Annotated in this window: 22 protein-coding genes; 11 read left to right on the top strand and 11 right to left on the bottom strand. The window is 71.1% G+C overall.

The features are described from left to right. Positions 1 to 76 precede the first annotated feature (76 nt). The 5 genes from atpA (at position 77) to ACFWV2_RS11225 (ending at position 5,131) form a co-directional block, all read left to right on the top strand. On the top strand, positions 77 to 1,675 hold the full coding sequence (gene atpA / locus ACFWV2_RS11245; protein ID WP_384404767.1) for a F0F1 ATP synthase subunit alpha: 1,599 nt from the start codon (positions 77 to 79) through the stop codon (positions 1,673 to 1,675). Between the two features lie 20 nt (positions 1,676 to 1,695). Continuing rightward, on the top strand, positions 1,696 to 2,613 hold the full coding sequence (locus ACFWV2_RS11240) for a F0F1 ATP synthase subunit gamma (protein ID WP_360786204.1): 918 nt from the start codon (positions 1,696 to 1,698) through the stop codon (positions 2,611 to 2,613). Next, positions 2,613 to 4,055, top strand: coding sequence for a F0F1 ATP synthase subunit beta (gene atpD / locus ACFWV2_RS11235; protein ID WP_360786206.1), 1,443 nt, complete (start codon positions 2,613 to 2,615; stop codon positions 4,053 to 4,055). Before ACFWV2_RS11240 ends, atpD begins: the two co-directional genes overlap by 1 nt. 111 nt (positions 4,056 to 4,166) lie before the next feature. After that, a complete protein-coding gene (locus ACFWV2_RS11230) occupies positions 4,167 to 4,541 on the top strand; it encodes a F0F1 ATP synthase subunit epsilon (RefSeq protein WP_360786208.1) in 375 nt (124 codons plus the stop codon). Positions 4,542 to 4,684: 143 nt separating this feature from the next. Next, on the top strand, positions 4,685 to 5,131 hold the full coding sequence (locus ACFWV2_RS11225) for a DUF2550 domain-containing protein (protein ID WP_384404766.1): 447 nt from the start codon (positions 4,685 to 4,687) through the stop codon (positions 5,129 to 5,131). A gap of 63 nt (positions 5,132 to 5,194) precedes the next feature. On the opposite strand, the gene ACFWV2_RS11220 is transcribed toward ACFWV2_RS11225, so the two are convergent. From ACFWV2_RS11220 to ACFWV2_RS11210, 3 genes are all read right to left on the bottom strand, one after another. After that, positions 5,195 to 7,042: a glycosyl hydrolase family 18 protein gene (locus tag ACFWV2_RS11220; protein WP_384404765.1), complete on the bottom strand. Its 1,848-nt coding sequence runs from the start codon at positions 7,040 to 7,042 to the stop codon at positions 5,195 to 5,197. A gap of 123 nt (positions 7,043 to 7,165) precedes the next feature. Beyond that, complete coding sequence (locus tag ACFWV2_RS11215) at positions 7,166 to 7,810, bottom strand: response regulator (protein WP_384404764.1); 645 nt, start codon at positions 7,808 to 7,810, stop codon at positions 7,166 to 7,168. Next, positions 7,807 to 9,048, bottom strand: a complete 1,242-nt coding sequence (locus ACFWV2_RS11210; RefSeq protein WP_384404763.1) for a sensor histidine kinase — start codon at positions 9,046 to 9,048, stop codon at positions 7,807 to 7,809. Before ACFWV2_RS11210 ends, ACFWV2_RS11215 begins: the two co-directional genes overlap by 4 nt. 151 nt (positions 9,049 to 9,199) lie before the next feature. On the opposite strand from ACFWV2_RS11210, the gene ACFWV2_RS11205 reads away from it, so the two are divergent. Next, positions 9,200 to 9,889, top strand: a complete 690-nt coding sequence (locus tag ACFWV2_RS11205; RefSeq protein ID WP_384404762.1) for a hypothetical protein — start codon at positions 9,200 to 9,202, stop codon at positions 9,887 to 9,889. On the opposite strand, the gene ACFWV2_RS11200 is transcribed toward ACFWV2_RS11205, so the two are convergent. Next, complete coding sequence (locus tag ACFWV2_RS11200; RefSeq protein ID WP_384404761.1) at positions 9,809 to 10,381, bottom strand: cob(I)yrinic acid a,c-diamide adenosyltransferase; 573 nt, start codon at positions 10,379 to 10,381, stop codon at positions 9,809 to 9,811. The genes ACFWV2_RS11205 and ACFWV2_RS11200 overlap by 81 nt on opposite strands. Positions 10,382 to 10,641: 260 nt before the next feature. Between ACFWV2_RS11200 and ACFWV2_RS11195 the strand changes: the two genes are divergently transcribed. The 3 genes from ACFWV2_RS11195 to ACFWV2_RS11185 all read left to right on the top strand — a co-directional run bounded on the left by ACFWV2_RS11195 (position 10,642) and on the right by ACFWV2_RS11185 (position 14,876). Continuing rightward, positions 10,642 to 11,490 (top strand): 3-hydroxyacyl-CoA dehydrogenase family protein, encoded by an 849-nt coding sequence (locus ACFWV2_RS11195; protein ID WP_360786218.1) that lies wholly within the window; start codon positions 10,642 to 10,644, stop codon positions 11,488 to 11,490. A 126-nt stretch (positions 11,491 to 11,616) separates the two neighbouring features. After that, positions 11,617 to 11,940 carry an STAS domain-containing protein gene (locus tag ACFWV2_RS11190; RefSeq protein ID WP_030210572.1) on the top strand — a complete coding sequence of 108 codons (324 nt, stop codon included), beginning with the start codon at positions 11,617 to 11,619 and terminating at the stop codon, positions 11,938 to 11,940. A 209-nt stretch (positions 11,941 to 12,149) separates the two neighbouring features. Continuing rightward, positions 12,150 to 14,876, top strand: coding sequence for an ATP-binding protein (locus tag ACFWV2_RS11185; protein WP_384404760.1), 2,727 nt, complete (start codon positions 12,150 to 12,152; stop codon positions 14,874 to 14,876). Between the two features lie 82 nt (positions 14,877 to 14,958). Here ACFWV2_RS11185 and nucS read toward each other — a convergent pair whose 3' ends face one another. Beyond that, the gene (nucS, locus tag ACFWV2_RS11180; protein ID WP_384404759.1) at positions 14,959 to 15,630 is read right to left on the bottom strand and encodes an endonuclease NucS; all 672 of its coding nucleotides are present in this window, start codon (positions 15,628 to 15,630) and stop codon (positions 14,959 to 14,961) included. 269 nt (positions 15,631 to 15,899) lie between these two features. Between nucS and ACFWV2_RS11175 the strand changes: the two genes are divergently transcribed. Then, positions 15,900 to 16,292 (top strand): SCO5389 family protein, encoded by a 393-nt coding sequence (locus ACFWV2_RS11175; protein ID WP_384404758.1) that lies wholly within the window; start codon positions 15,900 to 15,902, stop codon positions 16,290 to 16,292. Between the two features lie 107 nt (positions 16,293 to 16,399). Here the strand turns inward: ACFWV2_RS11175 and ACFWV2_RS11170 are convergent, their stop codons facing one another. Continuing rightward, positions 16,400 to 17,434 (bottom strand): LLM class flavin-dependent oxidoreductase, encoded by a 1,035-nt coding sequence (locus tag ACFWV2_RS11170; protein ID WP_384404757.1) that lies wholly within the window; start codon positions 17,432 to 17,434, stop codon positions 16,400 to 16,402. A 196-nt stretch (positions 17,435 to 17,630) separates the two neighbouring features. Between ACFWV2_RS11170 and ACFWV2_RS11165 the strand changes: the two genes are divergently transcribed. Beyond that, a complete protein-coding gene (locus tag ACFWV2_RS11165; RefSeq protein WP_384404756.1) occupies positions 17,631 to 17,957 on the top strand; it encodes an ATP/GTP-binding protein in 327 nt (108 codons plus the stop codon). A 13-nt stretch (positions 17,958 to 17,970) separates the two neighbouring features. On the opposite strand, the gene ACFWV2_RS11160 is transcribed toward ACFWV2_RS11165, so the two are convergent. From ACFWV2_RS11160 to ACFWV2_RS11140, 5 genes are all read right to left on the bottom strand, one after another. Continuing rightward, positions 17,971 to 18,804: an ABC transporter permease gene (locus ACFWV2_RS11160; protein WP_384404755.1), complete on the bottom strand. Its 834-nt coding sequence runs from the start codon at positions 18,802 to 18,804 to the stop codon at positions 17,971 to 17,973. Beyond that, the gene (locus ACFWV2_RS11155; RefSeq protein ID WP_384404754.1) at positions 18,801 to 19,955 is read right to left on the bottom strand and encodes an ABC transporter ATP-binding protein; all 1,155 of its coding nucleotides are present in this window, start codon (positions 19,953 to 19,955) and stop codon (positions 18,801 to 18,803) included. The genes ACFWV2_RS11160 and ACFWV2_RS11155 overlap by 4 nt, the downstream gene beginning before the upstream one ends. A gap of 190 nt (positions 19,956 to 20,145) precedes the next feature. Next, a complete protein-coding gene (locus ACFWV2_RS11150) occupies positions 20,146 to 20,925 on the bottom strand; it encodes an ABC transporter permease (RefSeq protein ID WP_384404753.1) in 780 nt (259 codons plus the stop codon). A gap of 3 nt (positions 20,926 to 20,928) precedes the next feature. Continuing rightward, positions 20,929 to 21,897 carry an ABC transporter ATP-binding protein gene (locus ACFWV2_RS11145; RefSeq protein ID WP_360786233.1) on the bottom strand — a complete coding sequence of 323 codons (969 nt, stop codon included), beginning with the start codon at positions 21,895 to 21,897 and terminating at the stop codon, positions 20,929 to 20,931. 88 nt (positions 21,898 to 21,985) lie between these two features. Then, positions 21,986 to 22,921 carry a cellulose-binding protein gene (locus ACFWV2_RS11140; protein WP_360786234.1) on the bottom strand — a complete coding sequence of 312 codons (936 nt, stop codon included), beginning with the start codon at positions 22,919 to 22,921 and terminating at the stop codon, positions 21,986 to 21,988. Positions 22,922 to 22,992 lie beyond the last annotated feature (71 nt).

Raw genomic sequence — 22,992 nt, 5'->3', positions numbered from 1 at the left:
TGCAGAAGATTCCTGGGGGTCGGCCCCCAGACCCCTTAAGAAACTTCGGGCCCAACAAGGAGAGCAGGGAACCCAGATGGCGGAGCTCACGATCCGGCCGGAGGAGATCCGGGACGCACTGGAGAACTTCGTCCAGTCGTACCAGCCGGACGCGGCCTCGCGCGAGGAGGTCGGCACGGTCAGCCTGGCCGGTGACGGTATCGCGAAGGTCGAGGGTCTTCCCTCGGCCATGGCGAACGAGCTGCTGAAGTTCGAGGACGGGACCCTCGGTCTCGCACTGAACCTCGAAGAGCGCGAGATCGGCGCGATCGTCCTCGGCGAGTTCAACGGCATCGAGGAGGGGCAGTCGGTGCAGCGCACCGGCGAGGTCCTCTCCGTCGGTGTCGGTGAGGGATACCTGGGTCGCGTCGTCGACCCGCTCGGCAACCCGATCGACGGTCTCGGCGAGATCGCGACCGAGGGCCGCCGCGCCCTCGAGCTGCAGGCCCCGGGCGTCATGGCCCGTAAGTCGGTGCACGAGCCGATGGAGACCGGTTACAAGGCCGTCGACGCCATGACCCCCGTCGGTCGTGGCCAGCGTCAGCTGATCATCGGCGACCGTCAGACCGGCAAGACCGCGCTGTGCGTCGACACGATCATCAACCAGCGCGACAACTGGCGCTCGGGCGACGTGAACAAGCAGGTCCGCTGCATCTACGTCGCCATCGGCCAGAAGGGCTCGACCATCGCGTCCGTTCGCGGCGCCCTGGAAGAGGCCGGCGCGCTCGAGTACACGACGATCGTCGCCGCCCCGGCGTCCGACCCGGCCGGCTTCAAGTACCTGGCGCCGTACACCGGGTCCGCCATCGGTCAGCACTGGATGTACCAGGGCAAGCACGTCCTGATCGTCTTCGACGACCTGTCGAAGCAGGCCGACGCCTACCGCGCCGTGTCCCTGCTGCTGCGCCGCCCGCCGGGCCGCGAGGCCTACCCGGGTGACGTCTTCTACCTGCACTCGCGTCTCCTCGAGCGCTGCGCGAAGCTCTCGGACGAGCTCGGTGCCGGTTCGATGACGGGTCTGCCCATCGTCGAGACCAAGGCGAACGACGTGTCGGCGTTCATCCCGACCAACGTCATCTCCATCACCGACGGCCAGTGCTTCCTGGAGTCCGACCTGTTCAACGCCGGCCAGCGTCCGGCTCTGAACGTCGGTATCTCGGTCTCGCGTGTCGGTGGCTCCGCCCAGCACAAGGCGATGAAGCAGATCTCCGGTCGCCTCCGTGTGGACCTCGCCCAGTTCCGTGAGCTGGAGGCGTTCGCCGCCTTCGGTTCGGACCTGGACGCGGCCTCCAAGGCGCAGCTGGAGCGTGGACAGCGGATGGTCGAGCTGCTCAAGCAGGCTCAGTACCAGCCGATGCCCACCGAGAACCAGGTCGTCTCCGTCTGGGCCGGCACCACCGGCAAGATGGACGACGTCCCGGTCGCCGACATCCGCCGCTTCGAGGCCGAGCTCCTGGCGTACCTCCGCCAGAGCCACTCCGGCCTCATGACCTCCATCCGTGAGGGCGGCAAGATGTCGGACGACACGCTGCAGTCCGTCGCCGACGCGATCGCGGAGTTCAAGAAGCAGTTCGAGACCTCTGACGGCAAGCTGCTGGGCGAGGACGCTCCTGCCGCCGTCAACGCCTCGAAGTGACGACGGAAGGGACCTGACTCATGGGAGCGCAGCTCCGGGTCTACAAGCGTCGCATCAAATCCGTCACCGCGACGAAGAAGATCACCAAGGCGATGGAGATGATCGCCGCCTCGCGTGTCGTCAAGGCGCAGCGCAAGGTGCAGGCGTCCACTCCGTACGCGACCGAGCTGACGCGCGCGGTCACGGCGGTGGCCACGGGTGCGAACGACAAGCACCCGCTGACCACCGAGGCGGAGAACCCCGTCCGTGCCGCGGTACTGCTCCTCTCGAGCGACCGCGGTCTGGCCGGCGCGTTCAACTCCAACGCCATCAAGGCGGCGGAGAAGCTGACGGCGAAGCTCGAGGGCGAGGGTCGCGAGGTCGCGGTCTACGTCGTCGGCCGTCGTGGCATCGCGCACTACAACTTCCGTGAGCGGAAGCTGGCCGGTACGTGGACCGGATTCACGGACCAGCCGTCGTACGGCGACGCCAAGACGATCGCGGCCCCGCTGATCGAAGCGATCGAGAAGGACACGGCCGAGGGTGGTGTGGACGAGCTCCACATCGTCTACACCGAGTTCGTCTCGATGATGACGCAGACCGCGGTCGAGGCCCGGCTGCTGCCCCTCAGCCTCGACGAGGTCGCGAAGGAGGCCGGCGGAACGGACACGCTCCGTCCGCTGTACGACTTCGAGCCGTCGGCGGAGGACGTCCTCGACGCCCTGCTGCCCCGGTACGTCGAGAGCCGGATCTACAACGCCCTGCTCCAGTCGGCTGCCTCCAAGCACGCCGCCACGCGCCGCGCGATGAAGTCGGCGACCGACAACGCGGGAGACTTGATCAGCAATCTCTCCCGACTTGCCAACGCGGCCCGCCAGGCCGAAATCACCCAGGAAATCAGCGAGATCGTCGGTGGCACCGCAGCCCTGGCCGACGCGACCGCGGGGAGTGACAAGTAATGACGACCACTGTTGAGACGGCCGCCGCCACGGGCCGCGTCGCCCGGGTCATCGGCCCGGTCGTCGACGTGGAGTTCCCCGTCGACGCGATGCCGGCGATCTACAACGCGCTGCACGTCGAGGTCATGGACCCGACCGAGGAGGGCGCGACCAAGACGCTGACCCTCGAGGTCGCCCAGCACCTCGGTGACGGCGTCGTCCGCGCCATCTCCATGCAGCCCACCGACGGTCTGGTCCGCCAGGCCCCGGTGACCGACACCGGCACGGGCATCACCGTCCCCGTCGGCGACGTCACCAAGGGCCGCGTGTTCAACACGCTGGGTCAGGTGCTGAACGACGACGAGTCCACCGTGGCCGACGCGCCGCGCTGGACGATCCACCGCAAGGCCCCGGCCTTCGACCAGCTCGAGTCCAAGACCGAGATGTTCGAGACCGGCCTGAAGGTCGTCGACCTTCTCACCCCGTACGTCAAGGGTGGAAAGATCGGTCTGTTCGGTGGTGCCGGTGTCGGCAAGACCGTTCTGATCCAGGAAATGATCGTCCGTGTGGCCAAGCTGCACGACGGTGTGTCGGTCTTCGCGGGCGTCGGCGAGCGCACCCGTGAGGGCAACGACCTCATGGTCGAGATGGAGGAGGCCGGCGTTCTCGACAAGACCGCGCTGGTCTTCGGCCAGATGGACGAGCCCCCGGGCACCCGTCTGCGCGTGGCCCTCGCCGGTCTGACCATGGCGGAGTACTTCCGCGATGTGCAGAAGCAGGACGTGCTGTTCTTCATCGACAACATCTTCCGCTTCACCCAGGCCGGTTCCGAGGTCTCCACCCTGCTCGGCCGTATGCCCTCCGCGGTGGGCTACCAGCCGAACCTGGCCGACGAGATGGGTCTCCTCCAGGAGCGCATCACCTCGACCCGTGGTCACTCGATCACCTCGATGCAGGCGATCTACGTCCCCGCGGACGACCTGACCGACCCGGCTCCGGCCACCACCTTCGCCCACCTCGACGCGACGACGGTTCTCTCCCGTCCGATCTCCGAGAAGGGCATCTACCCGGCCGTGGACCCGCTGGACTCCACGTCCCGGATCCTGGACCCGCGCTACATCGCGCAGGACCACTACGACGCCGCCATGCGCGTCAAGGGAATCCTGCAGAAGTACAAGGACCTCCAGGACATCATCGCGATCCTCGGTATCGACGAGCTGAGCGAGGAGGACAAGCTCGTTGTCCACCGCGCCCGGCGTGTCGAGCGCTTCCTGTCCCAGAACACCCACGCGGCGAAGCAGTTCACCGGTGTGGACGGTTCGGACGTTCCGCTCGACGAGTCGATCGCCGCGTTCAACGCGATCTGCGACGGTGAGTACGACCACTTCCCCGAGCAGGCGTTCTTCATGTGCGGTGGCATCGAGGACCTCAAGAACAACGCCAAGGAACTCGGCGTCTCCTGAGCCCCGTGCCGCCCGAGGGGGGCGGGACCTGTCCCGCCCCCCTCACCACGCCCACTAGAATTGACCCCAACACCCGGCACGACCGCCGGGTGGTGACCCGAGGAGCCACCCTTGGCTGCTGAGCTGCACGTCGAGCTGGTCGCCGCGGACCGGAGTGTCTGGTCCGGCGAGGCCACCCTGGTCATCGCGCGTACCACCTCCGGCGACATCGGCGTCATGCCCGGCCACCAGCCGCTGCTCGGTGTGCTGGAGTCGGGCCCGGTGACCATCCGTACGAGCGAGGGCACGACCGTCGTCGCCGCCGTGCACGGCGGATTCATCTCGTTCGCCGACGACAAGCTGTCTCTGCTCGCGGAGATCTGCGAGCTGGCGGACGAGATCGACGCCCAGCGCGCCGAGCGCGCGCTGGAGCGTGCGAAGTCGGATTCCGACGCGGCCGCCGAGCGGCGCGCCGACGTCCGGCTGCGCGCGGTAGCGGTCCGCTGACGGTCCGCGCAGAGTAGTGCCCTCAGCCGCGGCACGGTCCGGGAGTCCCCGGAGCGTGCCGCGGCTGAGGCGATGCAGTTGCAGGTTGTATTCGGTTCTGCCGGCGGTGCCGGCTACGGGACGCAGCGAGGAGGTCGGTGAAGATGTTCCTCGCTCTGCTCGTGTGCGGCCTGGTCGTCGCACTGGCGGTGATCGGGCTCTTCGTCTTCGGCTTGCGCCGCAGGCTGCTCCAGCGGGCCGGCGGCACCTTCGACTGTTCCCTGCACTGGAACGTCCCGGACGATCCGGACCCGAGCGGCAAGGGCTGGGTGTACGGCGTCGCCCGCTACAGCGGTGACGAGATCGCCTGGTTCCGTGTCTTCTCGTACGCGCCCCGGCCTCGCCGGGTGCTGGAGCGCTCGTCGATCGTGGCCCTGGAGCGCCGGATGCCGGAGGGCGAGGAGGAGCTCGCGCTGCTCTCGGACGCGGTGATCCAGCCCTGTATGTACGAGGGTGTGCGTCTGGAGCTCGCGATGAGCGAGGACGCGCGGACCGGGTTCATGGCCTGGCTCGAGGCGGCGCCCCCCGGGCAGAGGGTGAACGTCGCGTAGGGCGTGAAGAAGCGGGGGACGGCGTGCTGCGCCGTCCCCCGCTTCTCGCTTCTCCGGCAGGGACTAGTTCAGGCCGGTGTTGATGGCGCCGACGAGTTCGCCGTTGCCGGTGTCACCGCTGAACTCCCAGAAGAACGCGCCGCCCAGCCCCTGGTTCTTCGCCCAGTTCATCTTGGACGTGACCGTGGCCGGGGTGTCGTAGCTCCACCAGTTGGTGCCGCAGTGGGCGTACGCCGTGCCCGCGACGGTGCCGGTGGCCGGGCAGGAGCTCTTCAGGACCTTGTAGTCCTCGATGCCCTGCTCGTAGGTGCCCGCCGCCGGTCCGGTCGCCGTGCCGCCGGGGGCGGACTGGGTGACGCCGGTCCAGCCGCGTCCGTAGAAGCCGATGCCGAGCAGCAGCTTGTTGGCGGGGACGCCCTTCGCCTTGAACTTGGCGATCGCCTCGGCGGAGTTGAAGCCCGCCTGCGGGATGCCGGCGTAGGAGGTGAGCGGGGAGTGCGGGGCCGTCGGGCCCTTCGCCGCCCAGGCGCCGAAGAAGTCGTACGTCATGACGTTGAACCAGTTCATGTACTGCGCTGCGCCCGCGTAGTCGGCGGCGTCGATCTTGCCGCCGGCGGAGGCGTCGGCCGTGACGGCCGCGGTGACCAGGTTGTTCGCGCCGAACTTGGCGCGCATGGCCTGCATCATGTTCTTGAAGGCGGCGGGACCGCTGGTGTCGCAGGAGAGACCGCAGGCGTTGGGGTACTCCCAGTCCAGGTCGATGCCGTCGAAGACGTCGGCCCAGCGCGGGTCCTCGACCAGGTCGTAGCAGGACTGGGCGAAGGCGGTCGGGTTCTGGACGGCCTGGCCGAAGCCGCCGGACCAGGTCCAGCCGCCGAAGGACCAGAGGATCTTGATGTTGGGGTAGGCCTTCTTCAGCTTGCGCAGCTGGTTGAAGTTGCCGCGCAGCGGCTGGTCCCAGGTGTCGGCGACGCCGTCGACGGACTGGTCGGCGGTGTAGGCCTTGTCGTAGTCGGCGTAGGCGTCACCGATGGTGCACTTGCCGCCCGTGACGTTGCCGAAGGCGTAGTTGATGTGGGTGATCTTGGACGCGGAGCCCGAGGTCACGATGTTCTTCACGTGGTAGTTGCGGCCGTAGACGCCCCAGTTCGTGAAGTAGCCCATCTTCACAGCGTTGGGGAGGGGCTGGCCGCCGCCTCCGCCGGTGGTGCGGACGGCGACCGGTCCGGCGGCGGGGCCGGTCTGGTCGACGGTGTCGCGGGCGACGACCGTGTAGCTGTAGTCGGTGCCGGCGGTCAGGCCCTGGTCGGTGTGGGTGAGGCCGGTGACCGTGGCGACCTTGGTGCCGTCGCGCAGGACGTCGTAGTTCTTGATGCCCTTGTCGTCGGTGGCCGCGGTCCAGGTGAGCTTCACCGAGGTGTCGGTGATGGCGGAGGCGGCGGGCGTGCCGGGGGCCGAGGGGGCGTTGTCGCCGGGCTGGCTGGTGCCGTCACAGGGGGCGCCGTTGATCTTGCAGCCGGTGGGGGCGCCGGGGCCGGCGCCGTTGTAGCCGAAGGAGACGGAGGCGCCGGGGGCGAGGGTCCCGTTCCAGCCGACGTTCTTGGCGGTCCAGTGGGTGCCGGAGCTGGTGACGGTGGCGTCCCAGGCGGAGGTGACGGAGGTGCCGGCGGGGTAGTCCCACTCGACGGTCCAGGAGTTGATGGTGGTGGTGCCGGTGTTCTTCACCGTCCAGTTGGCACCGAATCCGGTGCCCCAGTCCTGGGTCTTGGTGTACGTGGCCGTGGCCGAGGTGGCGGCCTCGGCGGGGGTGGCGAGGCCGACCATGGCGGCCAGGGGCAGGATCAGGGCGGTCAGACCGGCGGCGGCACGGTGTCTGAACCCTGTTCTGCGCGTCGGTGCTTGAGTGCTCAACGGTGCTCCTCAAGTTGCGGACGGACAAGGGTGGGGGTGGTCCGTGAAGATGCGCGCGCCCCGCGAGCGTAGGAAGGTCTGGACCAATCGTCAAGAGGTCCAGACCAACGTCGCCGCCGTCAGTCAGACGCCCAACTCCTGAGCCAGAACCGCCGCTTGGACCCGGCTCCGCAGCTCCAGCTTCCCCAGCACCTTGCTGACGTGCGTCTTCACCGTCGCCTCCGCCATGTCGAGCCGTACCGCGATCTCCGCGTTCGACAACCCCTGCCCGACCGCCGAGAGGACCTCCTGCTCCCGGGGCGTCAGCGACGCCAGCACGGCGGGATCCGAGGTGCGCGCGGGCCGGCTCGCCGCCGCGAACGCCGCGATCAGCCGTCGGGTCACCGTCGGAGCGATCAGCCCCTCACCGCGCGCCACCGTCCGCACCGCCTCGATCAGCTCCCCCGCCTCCGCGTTCTTCAGGAGGAAACCGGCCGCGCCCGCCCGCAGCGCCCCGAAGACGTACTCGTCCAGATCGAACGTCGTCAGGACCAGCACGTCCGCGAGCCCCTCCGCGACCACGATCCCCGTCGCCGTCACCCCGTCCATCCGGGGCATCTGCACATCCATCAGGACCAGGTCCGGCCGCAGCTCCCGCGCCAGCTCCACCGCCCGCTCGCCGTCCGCCGCCTCCCCGACCACCTCGATGTCCTGCGCGCTGCCCAGGATGAGGACGAGCCCCGCCCGTACCGCGCTCTGGTCCTCGGCGACCACCACCCGTACCGTCATGCCCGCTCCCCGTCGTTCCTGTCCACGGGCAGCTCCACCCGTACCCGCCATCGTTTCCGGCTCTCGCCGTCCGGGACGGGACCCGCCTCGAAGACCCCGTCGAGCAGCGCCACCCGCTCCCGCATCCCCACCAGACCCGCCCCCGAACCGGGTGCGGTCGGCCCCGGGCGCTCCCCGTACGGACTCGACACCGTCACGGAGAGGGAGCCCGGCCCCTGCGCGAGCGTGACCCGCACCTCGCCCGGGGCCGCGTGCTTGAGCGCGTTCGTCAGCGACTCCTGCACGATCCGGTACGCGGCCAGCTCCACCGGCGCCGGCAGCCCTCCCGCCGGCTCGCGGGTGTCGTCCAGGACGACGGTGAGCCCGGCGGGGCCGCCGTTCGCCCCCGCCTGCGCGACCAGCGCGTCGAGACCCGCCAGGGTGGGCGCGGCGGCCGGCTCCGTCTCGGCGCCGCTGTCCCGGAGCAGACCGATGAGCCGGCGCATCTCCGTCAGGCCCGCCACGCTGTTCTCCCGGATCACGGTGAGCGCCTGCCGGGTGGTGGCCGGTTCGTCGAGCGACAGCGCGGCCGTCGAGTGGATCGCGATGGCCGAGAGATGGTTGGCCACCATGTCGTGCAGCTCGCGCGCCATCCTGGCCCGCTCCGCCACCACCGCCTGCGCCCGGTCCATCTCGGCCAGCAGCGCCGTCTGCTCCGCGCGCAGCCGGGCGGCGTCCGCCGCGTTCCGGTGGTTGCGCACGATCGAGCCGGTCACCGCGGGCAGGAAGGAGAGCATGCCGGTGAGCGCGCCCACGAGCAGCGCGATCGCGTTCTGCCACCAGACGAGGAGGACGCCCGTGGTCGCGACGGTGATGAACCCCGTGGTGTACGGGACGCGCCGGGCCAGGGCGGGCGTGCCGTAGACCACCGCCGCGTAGACCACGTCCGTGAACATCAGGATCGTGGCGAGATTGCCGTGGGTGAGCTGGTCGCCGACGATCGCCAGGGTGGCGACGACCAGGGCGAACCGCGGTGCGGTACGGCGCAGGGCCTCCGTCGCGGCCATCACGGTCAGCGGGACCAGCGTCGCCCAGCGCTGCCCGAAGACGTGGTCGTCCGTCACGTACAGCCCGAACGCCCACAGGAGCAGACCGCCGGCGAGGCCGCTGACGGCGATGAGCAGGTCGACGCGGTGCGGGCGGGGAAACGCGGGGCGGCGAAGGGACGGACGGGGGAGTTCCGGGCGGGGGGGCGTCACGTACTCATCCAACACGGCCGCCGGTGCCGCGACCTCCTCGTCCGGGCCGATCCGTCCTCCGTCGAAGGATGTAGACGCACGTCGTCACCGGCGACGACGCGTGCCGCCGGAACCCACGGGACGCTGAGGGGGAACCGAAAGGGGAACCGTCGTGATCGTCACGCTGATCGTCGTCTGCGAAGTCGGCTTCTGGGTCCTGCTGGCCGCCGGACTCGCCGCCCGCTACCTGCTGAGGATGCCCCGGACGGGTGTCGCGATCCTGCTGTGCGAGCCGCTCCTGGAGGTCCTGCTCCTCGTCGTCACGGCGATCGACCTCAAGAACGGCGCCGACCCCAGCTGGAAGCACGGCCTCGCCGCCCTCTACATCGGCTACACCGTCGGCCACGGCCACCGCACCGTGAAGTGGCTCGACGGCCACGCCGCGCACCGCTTCGGCGGCGCCCCGCCGCCCCCGAAGCCGCCGAAGTACGAGATGGCCCGCGCCCGCCACGAGGGCGCGATCTGGCTCGGCTCGGCGGTCGCGGCGGCGGTCGCCTCGGGACTGCTGCTCCTCGCGAGCTGGTACGTCGGCGACGACGGGAACACCGACGGGCTCCGCCACTGGATCTACGTCGCCTGGCGTGCGGCGGGCATCCACGGCCTGATCGCGCTCAGCTACGCGATCTGGCCGAAGAAGGCCCCGGAGGCCCCGGAGGCCCCGGAGGCCCCGGAGGCCCCGGAGGCCCCGCACGGCCTCCCGCACGACTGCTCACACGGGTCGTCAGCGGTCCCCGCCCGGGACCCAGAGGACGTCCCCGACCGCCTTGTTCGCGGTGCGCGCAAGGATGAAGAGCAGGTCTGACAGGCGGTTGAGGTACGTGGCCGTCAGGGGGTTCATCGTCTCGCCGTGCACCTCGATCGCCGCCCAGGTGGAGCGCTCCGCCCGCCTGACCACCGTGCACGCCTGATGCAGCAGGGCCGCGCCGGGCGTGCCGCCCGGCAGGATGAAGGAGCGCAGCTTCTCCAGCTCCTCCAGGAAGCGGTCGCAGTCGGCCTCCAGCTTGTCGACGTACCCCTGCTCGACGCGGAGCGGCGGGTACTTCGGGTCCTCCACCACCGGTGTGCAGAGGTCGGCGCCCACGTCGAACAGGTCGTTCTGCACCCGGACGAGGACCTTCACGACCTCCTCGTCGAGCTGCCCGAGGGCGATCGCCGTACCGATGGCGGCGTTCGCCTCGTTGGCGTCGGCGTACGCCGAGATCCGCGGATCCGTCTTGGCGGTCCGGCTCATGTCGCCGAGCGCCGTGGTGCCCTGGTCGCCGGTACGGGTGTAGATGCGCGTCAGATTGACCATGGGCCCAGCCTAGGGCGTCGCCGTCGGCCGGCCGCGGCCGATGACGGCGGCGGTGTCGAAGGGCCGTCGGAACGGGGTGCGCCCGAACTGTACCCCCAGGGGGTATTCGGCGACCATGGAGGCACCCGAACGGGGTGCCGTGAGTGTGACGTCCGTCAAACAAGGCGTGACGCGCGTTACTTCGCGGTCACATGACGCCCGCCGACCGCTAATCTCCGCCGAGGAGCCAGAAGTGAACAGGCGTTGAGGGGTGGAACATCGTGGCCAGGAAGCTCGCCGTCATCGGGGCCGGACTCATGGGGTCCGGCATCGCGCAGGTCTCGGCGCAGGCGGGCTGGGACGTCGTCCTGCGTGACGTCACCGACGCCGCCCTCACCCGCGGCACCGACGGCATCAAGGCGTCGTACGACCGGTTCGTCGCGAAGGGCAAGCTGGACGCCGCCGACGCCGAGGCCGCACTCGGCCGGATCACCGCCACCACCGAACTCGAAGCCGTCGCCGACGCGGACGTCGTCGTCGAGGCCGTCTTCGAGAACCTCGACGTGAAGCACGACATCTTCCGCGCGCTCGACAAGGTCGCCAAGGACGGCGCCGTCCTGGCCTCCAACACCTCCGCGATCCCGATCACCAAGATCGCCGCGGTGACCGGACGCCCCGAGGCCGTCGTCGGCACCCACTTCTTCTCCCCGGTCCCGATGATGCAGCTCTGCGAGCTCGTCCGCGGCTACAAGACCAGCGACGAGACCCTCGCCGCCGCCCGGGAGTTCGCCGAGTCGGTCGGCAAGACCTGCATCGTCGTCAACCGCGACGTGGCCGGCTTCGTCACCACCCGGCTCATCGCCGCCCTCGTCGTCGAGGCCGCCAAGCTCCAGGAGTCGGGCGTCGCCACCGCCGAGGACATCGACATCGCCTGCAAGCTCGGCTTCGGCCACGCCATGGGCCCGCTCGCCACGGCCGACCTCACCGGCATCGACATCCTGGTGAACGCCGCGAACAACATCTACACCGAGTCCCAGGACGAGAAGTTCGCACCGCCGGAGCTGATGCGCCGGATGGTGGACGCGGGTGACATCGGTCGCAAGAGCGGGCAGGGCTACTACAAGTACTGAGCCCGGCCCGCCATCCCGCCCTCACCCTGTGGGGTGAATTTCGGTACCGGTTCGCTGACAAGGCGCAACGCTTCTGCCCGTACGGCAGTCAGTTGTTGCAAGACGGAGCACTCTCGGGGAGCGCATATGCACATCAGGGGCGACCACGTCGAGCTGGTCGTCGGGGGCCGCCTCGACGTCCGCAGCGCGGCGGACGCCCGTACGGTCCTGCACTCGGCCGTCGACGACGGCGTCGGCGACCTGGTGCTCGACCTGACCGGCCTCGACTCCTGGGACGCCACCGGTCTCGGCGTCATCATGGGCGCCCACCGGCGTGCGGGCCGCTGCGGCCGGCGTCTCGTCCTGCGCGGGGTGCCGCCCCAGATGCAGCGGCTGCTCGTCGCCACCCGACTGCACCGCATCCTCGCCATCGAGGGCGGCCTCGCCCTGGAGTCCCTGCCCCGGGTGTGAGCCCGCGGGGCTCCCGTCCTCGGTGAAGTCGTCTGTGAAGCAGCTGTGTGAGCCCGGCGTCACGCTCAATCCTCACAAGACCGTGACGTCTTGGTCTCGGGAGCACCCCACCTGTTCCCGGCCGCCTGACCACGGTCTAGGGTTCGGTCGCCCGCACATTGACGGACCCACCCGCGGGCACCGGACACCGCTTCTTGGGGGCTTGGACCATGGACCCGATCAACCGGGCGCCGGAGGAGTACGGACACGACGCCGAGGGTGACGACGCCCGCCACGGACGCGGTACGCCCGCACCGGCGCCCGCACCCGCGCGTGCCCGCGTCGTCCGGCTCGTCTCCGGCGACCTGCTCGTCACCGTCAACCCCGTCGACGGCAGCGAGGTCGAACCCTGCCCGCCCGGACAGGAACCCGCCTCCCCCCGCCCCCGCACCCCCGAGGAACGAGCCGAGGCCGCCCGCGCCGCGGCCCCGCCCGTCCCGCCGGGCCCCGCCGCACCCCAGCTGCCCCTCCTCGAACGCCAGGAACAGCGCGAGCGCCTCGTCGGCATCCTCGGCCGCGGCCGCACCGCGCGTCTCACCGGCCCCGCCGGATCCGGCCGCACCGCCCTCCTCGACGCGGTCGCCGCCGACTGCGCCGGGCTCGCCCCCGACGGAGTCGTCCGGCTCTCCGGCCACCACCGCACCCCCACCGAACTCCTCCACGAGCTCTTCGCCGCCGTCCGGTACGCCCCCGACCACCGGCCGGGCCGCGAGACCCTCCTCGACCGGCTCCGCGAGATCGGCGCCGTCGTCGTCGTCGACGACCTGGAGTTCGGCGGCGCCGCCCTCGACGAACTCCTCACCGCCGCACCCGAGTGCGCCTTCCTCCTCGCCGCCCGCCCCGACACCCCCGCCCCCTCGGCCGACGCCCCCGTCGAGGAACTGCACCTCGCCGGCCTCGGCCGCGGCGCCGCCCTGAAGCTCCTGGAGAGCGCCGTCGGCCGTACCCTCACCGACGACGAGGCCAACTGGGCCGGCGACCTCTGGTTCGAGTCCGAAGGCCTGCCGCTGCGCTTCGTGCAGGCCGGCGCCCTGCTCCGCCAGCGCGACCGGCTGCGCGTCACCCCCGCCGAGTTCGACGCCTTCGGCGCCCTCGAGGAGGCCTTCGGGCCGACCGACCCCGACGCGGCCGCGGCCGTCGCCGCCGCCGCGTTCGACGGCATCGACGACCCCGACGTCGAACTCCGCGAGATACCTCTGCCCAGCCTCGGCGAGGGCGCCGCCCCCGCCGCCCTGCTCGCCTCCCGGCTCAGCCGCTCCGCCCAGACCACCCTCCGCTTCGCCGTCGCCCTCGGCGGCGAGGTCCCGCACCAGGCCCATCTGCCGGCCCTCGTCGGCGACACCCACGCCGACGCCGCCCTCGGCGAACTCATGGCCTGCGGCCTGCTCTCCCCGGTCGGACCCCGCTACCGGCTCGCCGCCGGCGTGCTCACCCAGCTCCTCGCCCAGGGGTACGAGACCGAGCCCGCCGCCCGCGCCCACACCGTCGCCCAGCACTACGCCTGGTGGACCGCCCACCCCTCCGTGACCCCGGAGCGGGCCGCCGCCGAATCGGACGCCCTCCTCGCTGCCCTGACCGTCCTGATCGCGGGAGCGGGCGCGGCAGGTGGAGCCGGAGGCGGGACCGGACCCGGCATCCGCTCGAGCGCCGCCGGGACCGGGCCCGACGCCGGGCCCGACACCGCCGACACCGCCGAGCACCGCGCCACCGCCGTCCTCCTCGCCCGCGCCGCAGCCCCCGCCCTCGCCGCCGGACTGCACTGGGGCGCCTGGGAGCGTGCCCTGCGCGCCGGGCAGGAGGCCGCCCGGCTCACCGGCGAGGTCGCGGAGGAGGCCTACTTCCACCACGAGCTCGGCGTCCTCGCCCTCTGCACCGGCAACCTGGAGCGGGCCCGCGCCGAACTCGAAGCCTCCATCGCGCTGCGCGGTGTGCTCGCCGACAAGCGCGGCACGGTCGCCGGCCGCCGGGCGCTCGCCCTCGTCTCCGACCTCTCCGGAGAGCGCGGCACCCCGGCCACGGCCCACGCGGAGGAGCCCGTCTCGCCTCCGCGCGGCACCCCCGCCCTCCCCGTACGGCAGGCGCCGGAACCCGTCACGGCCCCCCTGCCGGGCGGGCCCGTACGGAAGGCCCCGCCGCCCGGCGGCGCCGGGCGGGCACCGGCAGCCGTCTCGGCCTCCGCGTTCCCCGGCTTCGCCGACGAGGGCCCGACGCTCCTCACCCGCCCCCAAGGGGACGTCGCCGGCAGGCGCGGCCCGGTGACGGGCATCCTGAACCTGGCCCGCCGCAACCTCACCGCCGTCGGCGCGGGCGCCCTCCTCATCGCCGTCCTCGGCACCGTCGTGACCCTCGGCGCCACCTCCGGCAACGGCGAGGACCCGGCCACCAACCACGTCACCTCCGACAGCACGGCCACCCAGGGCTCCACCGACGACGGCTCCGAACCCGAGGAGCCGCCGGCCGAGGGCGAGGCGGGTGCGCCGAGCGAGAGCGGCGACCCCGCACCCTCCGACTCCCCGAGCCCCTCCGGCTCCGAGAGCACGTCCCCGTCGGACCCGTCGAACCCCGCCACGTCCACCACGTCCGGTACGTCGTCGCCCTCGGACAGCCCGACGACCACGAGGACCCCGACGGAGACGACGGCCCCGCCGACGACTCCGACCTTGACGAGCGGGCCGCGCCCGACGACCACGAGGCCGTCGCCGTCGTCGACGACACCGAAGCCGCCGAAGCCGACCACCACGTCGCCGACGACGGAGCCGGAGCCGAGCACGACCTCGCCGACGACGCCGCCGACCGTCGCGCCGACAACGACGCAGAACCCCGGCAACTCCGCCTCCGCCACCCTCGGCGGCCCGCCCGCCCCCGGCGCCTCCACCGGCTCCGGTACGCCCGCCTGACCGGCGTACGGGTACGACAACGGCCCCGGGCGCGTTCACCGCTCCCGGGGCCGTCCCCGTACCGCCGTCGTCCTCGCGGCCGCTAGAAGAGCCGCAGCTTGTCGTCCTCGATGCCCCGCATCGCGTTGTAGTCCAGGACCACGCAGCCGATCCCGCGGTCCGTGGCGAGCACCCGGGCCTGCGGCTTGATCTCCTGGGCCGCGAAGACGCCCCGCACCGGCGCCAGGTGCGGATCGCGGTTGAGCAGCTCCAGGTAGCGGGTCAGCTGCTCGACGCCGTCGATCTCGCCGCGCCGCTTGATCTCCACCGCGATCGTCGCGCCGTCCGCGTCGCGGCACAGGATGTCCACCGGGCCGATCGCGGTCGGGTACTCGCGGCGGATCAGGGTGTATCCCTCGCCGAGCGTCTCGATGCGGTCGGCGAGCAGCTCCTGGAGGTGCGCCTCGACGCCGTCCTTGATGAGACCGGGGTCCACACCCAGTTCGTGCGAGGAGTCGTGGAGGATCTCCTCCATCGTGATGATCAGTTTCTCGCCCGCTTTGTTGATCACGGTCCAGACGCCGGCGTCACCGTCGCCACCCTCTTTCAGGGTGCACGGCGGGGACATCCAGTTGAGCGGTTTGTACGCCCGGTCGTCGGCGTGGATGGAGACGCTGCCGTCTGCCTTGATGAGGATCAGACGGGGTGCGGAGGGCAGGTGGGCCGTGAGCCGGCCCGCGTAGTCCACGGAACAACGGGCAATGACGAGACGCATGGTCGGCAACGCTACAAGACGGGCGCTCCTCCGCGCGATTCGGGCGCGGGCCGGGCAGGGGCCGGACGCGGGCCGGGCATCGCGGAGGCATGATCCTGAGCCGAACACCCGTCGGTTATCAGCCGGTTGTGCTCTCCATCTTCTGGTGCGGCCCGGACTGCGCGCTTACCGTGGAAGCTGGAGGTCGTCGTCCGTGCACGCTGCGTGGCGTACGGCGGCTTTCGCCCTGCCCGCAAGGCCCCGTCCGCGGGGCCGCGAGAGGAGAACCCATGTCGCTCGACGTCTCACCGGCACTGTTGGAACAGGCCGAGCGAGGCGAGGTCGACGAAGCCGACTTCGTCGACTGCGTCCGGACCTCCCTGCCCTACGCATGGGAGATGATCAGTTCTCTGGTGGCTCAGCTGAAGGTCGACGGCGGCGAGTTCGCCGACAACCAGACGCCGCCGCCGAATGAGCAGGCACGTGGTCAGCTGCTGCGCGCGCTCGCGAGTGACGCCATTCGTGGCGCGCTGCAGCGGCACTTCGGGGTGCGTCTCGCCTTCCAGAACTGCCACCGCGTGGCGGTCTTCCCGCTGGACCCGGCGGTGGACGAGCGGCTCGCCCGCTTCACGTCCGTACGGGGGCAGCTGCTGAACCAGTCGCCGGGACTGCGCGACTGCTGAGACATGGTGCCGCCGCTCCGCTTCGTGGGAGACGTGGCCGACGCGTGCCGACACGCGCCGACCACGAAGAGAGGCCGGAGCGGCGGCACGGTCCCGCCGGACGGGACTCACACCAGGAGTGGCAGGACCTCCGCGCCGAGCCGCCGGACGTTCTCCTCGGTCGCCGCGAGGTCACCCGAGCCCTCGGCGAGCAGGGCGAAGCGCGTGATGCCCGTACGCTCCGAGGTCGCCGCGAGCCGGTCCGCCGCGTGCCGGGGCGTGCCCACCGGGTGCAGCCCGCACAGCAGCTCCGTGTACGCCACGGGGTCCCGCATCGTCCGCTGCCGGCCGTCGACCGTCATGTGCGCGTCGAGGCCCTGCTTCAACCAGCCCGGCATCGCCTTCACCAGTGCCTCCGCCGCGTCCGCGCCCCGGTCCGCGAGCTGGGCGACTCCCGCCGAGACATGGCAGGACCCGATCCGCGCGATCTCGTCCGGGTCCCGCCCGGCCTCCCGCGCGTACCGTGCCCAGGCGCCGACCATCTCTGCCTTGTCCGCGTCACCGCAGTGCATCCCGAGCAGCATCGGCAGTCCCCGCTCGGCGGCCAGCCGCACACTCCGGGGCGAGGTGCAGGCCACCACCACCTCGGGGGACGCGGCCCCGCCGATCAGTTCGTCGGGGCGGGGCACCACCGGTACCTCACGGAAGGAGAATCGTTCTCCCCGGGCGCCGACGCGTGGCTCGGTGAGCCAGCGCAGCAGCAGGTCGAGCGATTCGGGAAAGCCCTTCTCGTACGCGTCGAGACCCGCGCCGAAGACCTCCAGGTCCACCCAGGGCCCGCCCCGGCCCACCCCGAGGGTGAACCTGCCGCCCGAGGTGAGGTGCAGCAGTGCCGCCTGCTCGCCGAGGGCGACCGGGTGGACGGTCGGCAGCACACTCACCGCCGTGCCCACCCGCAGCAGTCGTGTGCGGCCGAGGAGCAGCGCGGCCAGCGTCACGGCCGACGGGCAGACCCCGTACGGCACGAAATGGTGCTCGGCCAGCCAGACCGAGTCGAGGCCCGCCTCCTCGGCGACCTCGGCGGTCCGCACCGCCCGGTGCAAGGCCTCACCCTGTCCCTGGCCCGGGAACTGGGCGGCCAGAACGAACGTACCCACGCGCATCGCTACTGCCTCCTCGCGGCCGACGCGTATCTCCTCCGCACAGGCAACAACGTCTGACACGTGCCATAGGCAACGGGCCTTCATGAAGTTCTTGCGATTTTCGGCTAAGCCGTGGCGGAGGGCGCCCGGGGCACCGGGTCGCGGCCCGTAGGCTTGAGGAAACGGTCCGTGTTCCCAGTCCCCGTGAGGTGTGCCCGTGTCCCCGCGCCACAACCGCTCCCGCGGCCGTGAGAAGCCCGTGCAGCAGGGCGACCACGGCGACCGGTACGGCGGCGTGCAGCGCACCGAGTCCTGGCAGGGCGAGGAATGGTACGTCCGTCTCGTCGCCGGCGCGAGCGCACCCGGCAAGCGCTACCGCTGCCCCGGCTGCGACCAGGAGATCTCCGGCGGCGCCCCCCACGTGGTCGCCTGGCCGGAGTACGGGGGAGTGGACGACAGGCGCCACTGGCACAAGGCCTGCTGGAACGCGAAGGACCGCCGCACCACCAGGGTGCAGCGGTCCCGTAACGCGCCGAGGTACTGAGCCTCCGCCGGCCCTACACGTCCCGGCTGTTCAGCAGGGCGAACGCGCCGGCCAGGACGGCCCCCGTGACCCCCGTCATGATCAGCAGCGGTTCCCAGCCCGCGGGGCCCCCGTCGCCGAACGGGGCGGAGTCGGTGTACAGCGCGATCATCTGCGAGGGGACCGAGTAGGTGAGCAGGAACTCCTGGACCGACCTCAGCGCCTCGGAGAACATGAACATGGCGGCCACGAGCGGCAGCAGCAGGACACCGATCATCACCGTGATCGCGCCGGCCGAGTGCCGGACCACCGTGCCGATCGCCATCGACAGGAGCCCGAGCATCGCCAGGTAGGCGCCCGCGCCGACCGTCGCTCGCAGCCACCCGGCCGCCGACGGCTCCGCCGCGTCCACCATGCCGACCTGGGCCGCCCCCACGAGCCCCGCGACCACCGTGGTGACCGTGAAGACCAGCAGGAAGAAGACGATCGCCTTCGCCGTGAGCACCCGGGCCCGGCTCGGGCAGGCCGTCAGGGTCGTACGGATCATGCCCGTGCCGTACTCGGACGAGATCGTCAGCACGCCGAGGGTGATCACGCAGATCGAGGCGGGCAGCATCCCGAAGAATCCGAAGCCGAGCGCGGACTCCCCGCCCATCGGAGCCTCGGAGGCCGCGGCGATGGCGGCGACGCCGAGCCCGATGCCCAGCATCAGCAGGATCATCGTGCCGAGCGTCCACAGCGTCGAACGCACCGAACGGATCTTCGTCCACTCGGAGGCGAGGGCGTCACCGAGGTTCGCCCTGCGGACCGGGATGGGGGAGACGTAGGAGTAGGGCGCCGGGGCGTGGTGCGGGGCGGGAGCGGTCATCGGGCGTCCTTGGGGGTGTCGCTCGGCTGAGGGGTGCCCGGCCGCGAGGCCGGAGGGGCGAACGGGCCCGGCACGGGAGCCTGGCCGTGAGCACCGGCGTACGGGTTCTGCCCGGGCGGCGGCGGGGCGTACCAGCCCTGCTGAGGCACGTCCTGGACCACCGGCTGCTGCGGCGGCATCCCGTAACCCGGCTGTCCGGGCTGCGGCGGCTGCTGGAGGTGGGCGAGCCGGTCGTCGGTGGAGCGGTAGTCCACGGCGCCCTGCGTCAGCCGCATGTACGCCTCCTCCAGGGAGGCCTGGTGCGGGGACAGCTCCCAGATCCGCACGTCCGCGTCGTGCGCCAGGTCGCTGATCCTCGGCAGCGGCAGGCCGGTGACCCGCAGCGCGCCGTCCGGCTCGGACAGCACCTGCCCGCCGGCCTCCGTCAGCGTCGCCGTGAGCTTCTCCCGCTGCCCCGGTTCGGTCTGCGGGGTCCGCACGCGGGCGAAGTCGGCGGAGTTCGCCGAGATGAAGTCCGTGACGCTCATGTCCGCGAGCAACTGCCCCCGGCCGATCACGATCAGATGGTCCGCCGTCAGGGCCATCTCGCTCATGAGGTGGCTGGAGACGAAGACCGTCCGGCCCTCGGCGGCCAGCTTCTTCATCAGGTTCCGGACCCAGAGGATGCCCTCGGGGTCCAGGCCGTTGACCGGCTCGTCGAAGAGCAGCACCTGCGGGTCGCCCAGGAGCGCCGCCGCGATGCCGAGGCGCTGGCCCATGCCGAGCGAGAAGCCCTTGGAGCGGCGCTTGGCGACGTCCTGGAGGCCGACCACGCCCAGGACCTCGTCGACGCGCTGCGCCGGGATGCCGGCGAGCTGCGCGAGGGAGAGGAGGTGGCTGCGCGCGCTGCGCCCGCCGTGCACGGCCTTGGCGTCGAGCAGCGCGCCGACCTGCCGGGGCGCGTTCGGCAGCTGCCGGAAGGGGTGGCCGCCGATCGTGACGTGCCCCGCGGTGGGCCGGTCGAGCCCGAGGATCATGCGCATGGTGGTCGACTTGCCGGAGCCGTTGGGCCCCAGGAAGCCGGTGACGACACCGGGCCTCACCTGGAAGGAAAGGTTGTACACGGCCGTCTTGGCGCCGTAGCGCTTCGTCAGGCCGACTGCCTCGATCATTGTCCAGCCCCATCGACAGGTCGGTCGCATCCATGTCGGGGCGTGGCGGCCGGCGGCCGGAGCCCCCCGTATGAGCTAGGAGCTTATCGAGCCCTTGACGGTTCCGGCGAAAGGGGAGACCGCCCGTGGGCGGTCTCCCGGGAAACCTCAGGGTCCTCCCCCAGGGGACCCCGGGGGAGGACCGGCGGGCTCAGGCGTCCCGCTTCTTCAGCACCAGATAGCCGCCGAGCAGCGAGGCCACCACCCAGAGCACCATGATCCCGAGCCCGCCCCACGGACCGTACGGAGCCTCCTCCGTGTTCATGGCGTCCGGCACCACCTGCATGATCGTCGCGCCGGCCTGGTCCGGGAAGTAACGGGCCACCTCCTTGGCCTTCGGCACCTGCGACAGGATCTGCGAGACCAGGAAGAAGAACGGCATCAGGATGCCCAGCGAGAGCATCGACGAGCGCAGCATGGCCGCCACGCCCATGGAGAACAGCGCGATCAGACCCATGTAGAGACCGCCGCCGATCACCGCCCGCAGCACGTTGTCGTCGCTGATCGCCGCCCGGTGCTCACCGAGCAGCGCCTGCCCGAGGAAGAAGGAGAGGAAGCTCGTCGCGAGACCCACCAGGAGCGCGAGACCGCCCGCCACCGCGATCTTCGAGAACAGGAACGTCGCCCGCTGCGGCACGGCGGCCAGCGAGGTGCGGATCATGCCGGAGGAGTACTCGGTCCCCACCACCAGGACACCGAAGACCACCATCGCCAGCTGCCCCAGGATCATCCCGGAGAAGCTGATCAGGGTCGGGTCGAAGGTGAGCCGCTCGGCCTCGCTCAGCTGGTCGAAGGTGGAACTCATCAAGGCGGACACGGCCGCGCTCATCGCCACCGTCACGATCAGGGCGCTCGCCAGCGTCCAGACGGTCGACGACACCGTCCGGATCTTGGTCCACTCGGACTGCAGGACCGCGGATGCCGCTGCCATCGTTCAGGCTCCCTTGGAGGTCGTGCCCCACTGGGGGCCGGGCGCCGGAGCGCCACCGTGTACATCCGTACCGTGCGCGTGGTACTCCACCGCGCCGGCCGTCATCTGCATGAAGGCCTCTTCGAGCGAGGCGCGCTGGGAGCTCAGCTCGTGCAGGACGAGACCGTTCTCCGCGGCCAGCTCGCCCAGCTTCTCGGTCGTCGCCCCGTCCACCTCCAGGGTGCCTTCGCCCGCCTCGACCGCGACGAACCCGTTGGTGTGCAGCACGTCCCTGAGCCGCTCCTGCTGAGGCGAACGCAGCCGCACATAACTCCGGGAATTCTGGTGGATGAAATCCGCCATCGACGTGTCGGCCAGCAGCTTTCCCTGCCCGATCACGATCAGATGATCGGCCGTCAGGGCCATTTCACTCATCAGATGGCTGGAAACGAAGATCGTCCGGCCCTCGGCCGCCAACGCCTTCATCAGATTGCGGATCCAGTGAATTCCCTCGGGGTCCAGGCCGTTGACGGGTTCGTCGAACATCAGGATCTCGGGGTCACCGAGCAGAGCGGACGCGATGCCCAGACGCTGCCCCATGCCGAGGGAGAAACCCTTCGGCTTCTTCTTCGCGACCTGCGTCAGACCCACCAGGTCCAGCACCTCGCCCACCCGGCGCTCCGGGATCCGGTTCGACTGCGCCAGACACAGCAGGTTGTTGTACGCGGAGCGGCCGCCGTTCATCGCCTTGGCGTCGAGCAGCGCCCCGATGTGCTTCAGCGGCTCGTTCAGCTCCCGGTAGTGCTTGCCGTCGATCCGGACCGTCCCGCTCGTCGGGTTGTCCAGGTCCAGCATCATCCGCATCGTCGTCGACTTGCCCGCCCCGTTCGGCCCGAGGAAGCCGGTGACCACGCCAGGACGCACCTGGAAGGACAGCTGGTCGACCGCGGTCTTCGCCCCGTAACGCTTGGTCAGGCCTTCAAGCTCGATCATGCGTACCAACCTACGGGCGCGCAAAACCCCCCGCCACCGGAATGACGGGGGGTCCGGGCAACGCTACGCAGTTGTTACCAGGAGTGCGTCAACGGGACTGCTGGGCCGGGACACCGGCCGCGCGCTCGTCGTCGATCGGGGAGCCGGCCGCCGCCACCGCGGCACCGGTCAGCGTCGCCAGCATCTCGCGGACGTTGGTCAGCTGCGCGTTGATCGAGTCCCGGCGGTTCGTCAGGGCCGCCAGCTCGCGCTCCGATTCGCTCCGGATCCGGTCGGCCTTGGCGTTCGCGTCGGCCACGATGTCCTCGGCCTGGCGCTGCGCGGTCTCGACCGTCTGACGGGCCCGACGCTCGGCGTCCGTCCGGAGCTTCTCGGCCTCGAGGCGGAGCTGCTCGGCGCGGTGCTCGATCTCCGCGAGGCGCTTCTCGGCCTTCGCCTGACGCGAGGCCAGGTCGCGCTCCGACTGCTCGCGGCGCTTGGCCAGGTTCGTCTCGAAGTCCGCGGCGGCCTGGGCGGCCTTGGCGCGGGTCTCCTCGAAGAGGGCGTCCGCCTCCTCGCGCTTCGACTGCGCGTCCTTCTGCGCCTCGGCGCGCAGCGAGTTGGCCTCGCCCTGCGCCTTCTCGACGATCCGGACGCCCTCGTCCTCGGCCTTCGACTTGCGCTCGGCCGAGAACGACTCCGCGTCGTTGCGCACCTGCTGGGCGGCCGACTCGGCCAGCTCGCGGTGCTGCTCGGCGGCGCGACGGGCCTCCTCACGCAGGTCCTTCGCCTCCTCCTCGGCGAGCCGGAGGATCTTCTCGACCCGGGCGCCGAGTCCCGCGTACGACGGCTCGGCGTCCGTGACCTGCGCCTGGGCGTTCTGCGTCTCGAGGTGGAGCTCCTCGATGCGCTTCTCCAGGGAGGTGATGCGGGACAGAGCATTGTCACGGTCGGACACGAGCTTGGTAATGCGGTCGTCCACCTGACCGCGGTCGTAACCGCGCCGCACGAGCTCGAAGCCGAAGGGGGAGGATGTGTCGCTCATGGGTTTCCTGTCGAATGAGACCGGTGAGGTGTTAGAGGGAATCCTAGGGGCCGAAGCGGCGTGTCATCGAG

The sequence above is a fragment of the Streptomyces sp. NPDC058671 genome, assembly GCF_042716475.1.
In the GTDB taxonomy this organism is placed as follows: Bacteria; Actinomycetota; Actinomycetes; order Streptomycetales; family Streptomycetaceae; genus Streptomyces.
This window is presented reverse-complemented; position numbering and strand designations above follow the sequence as displayed.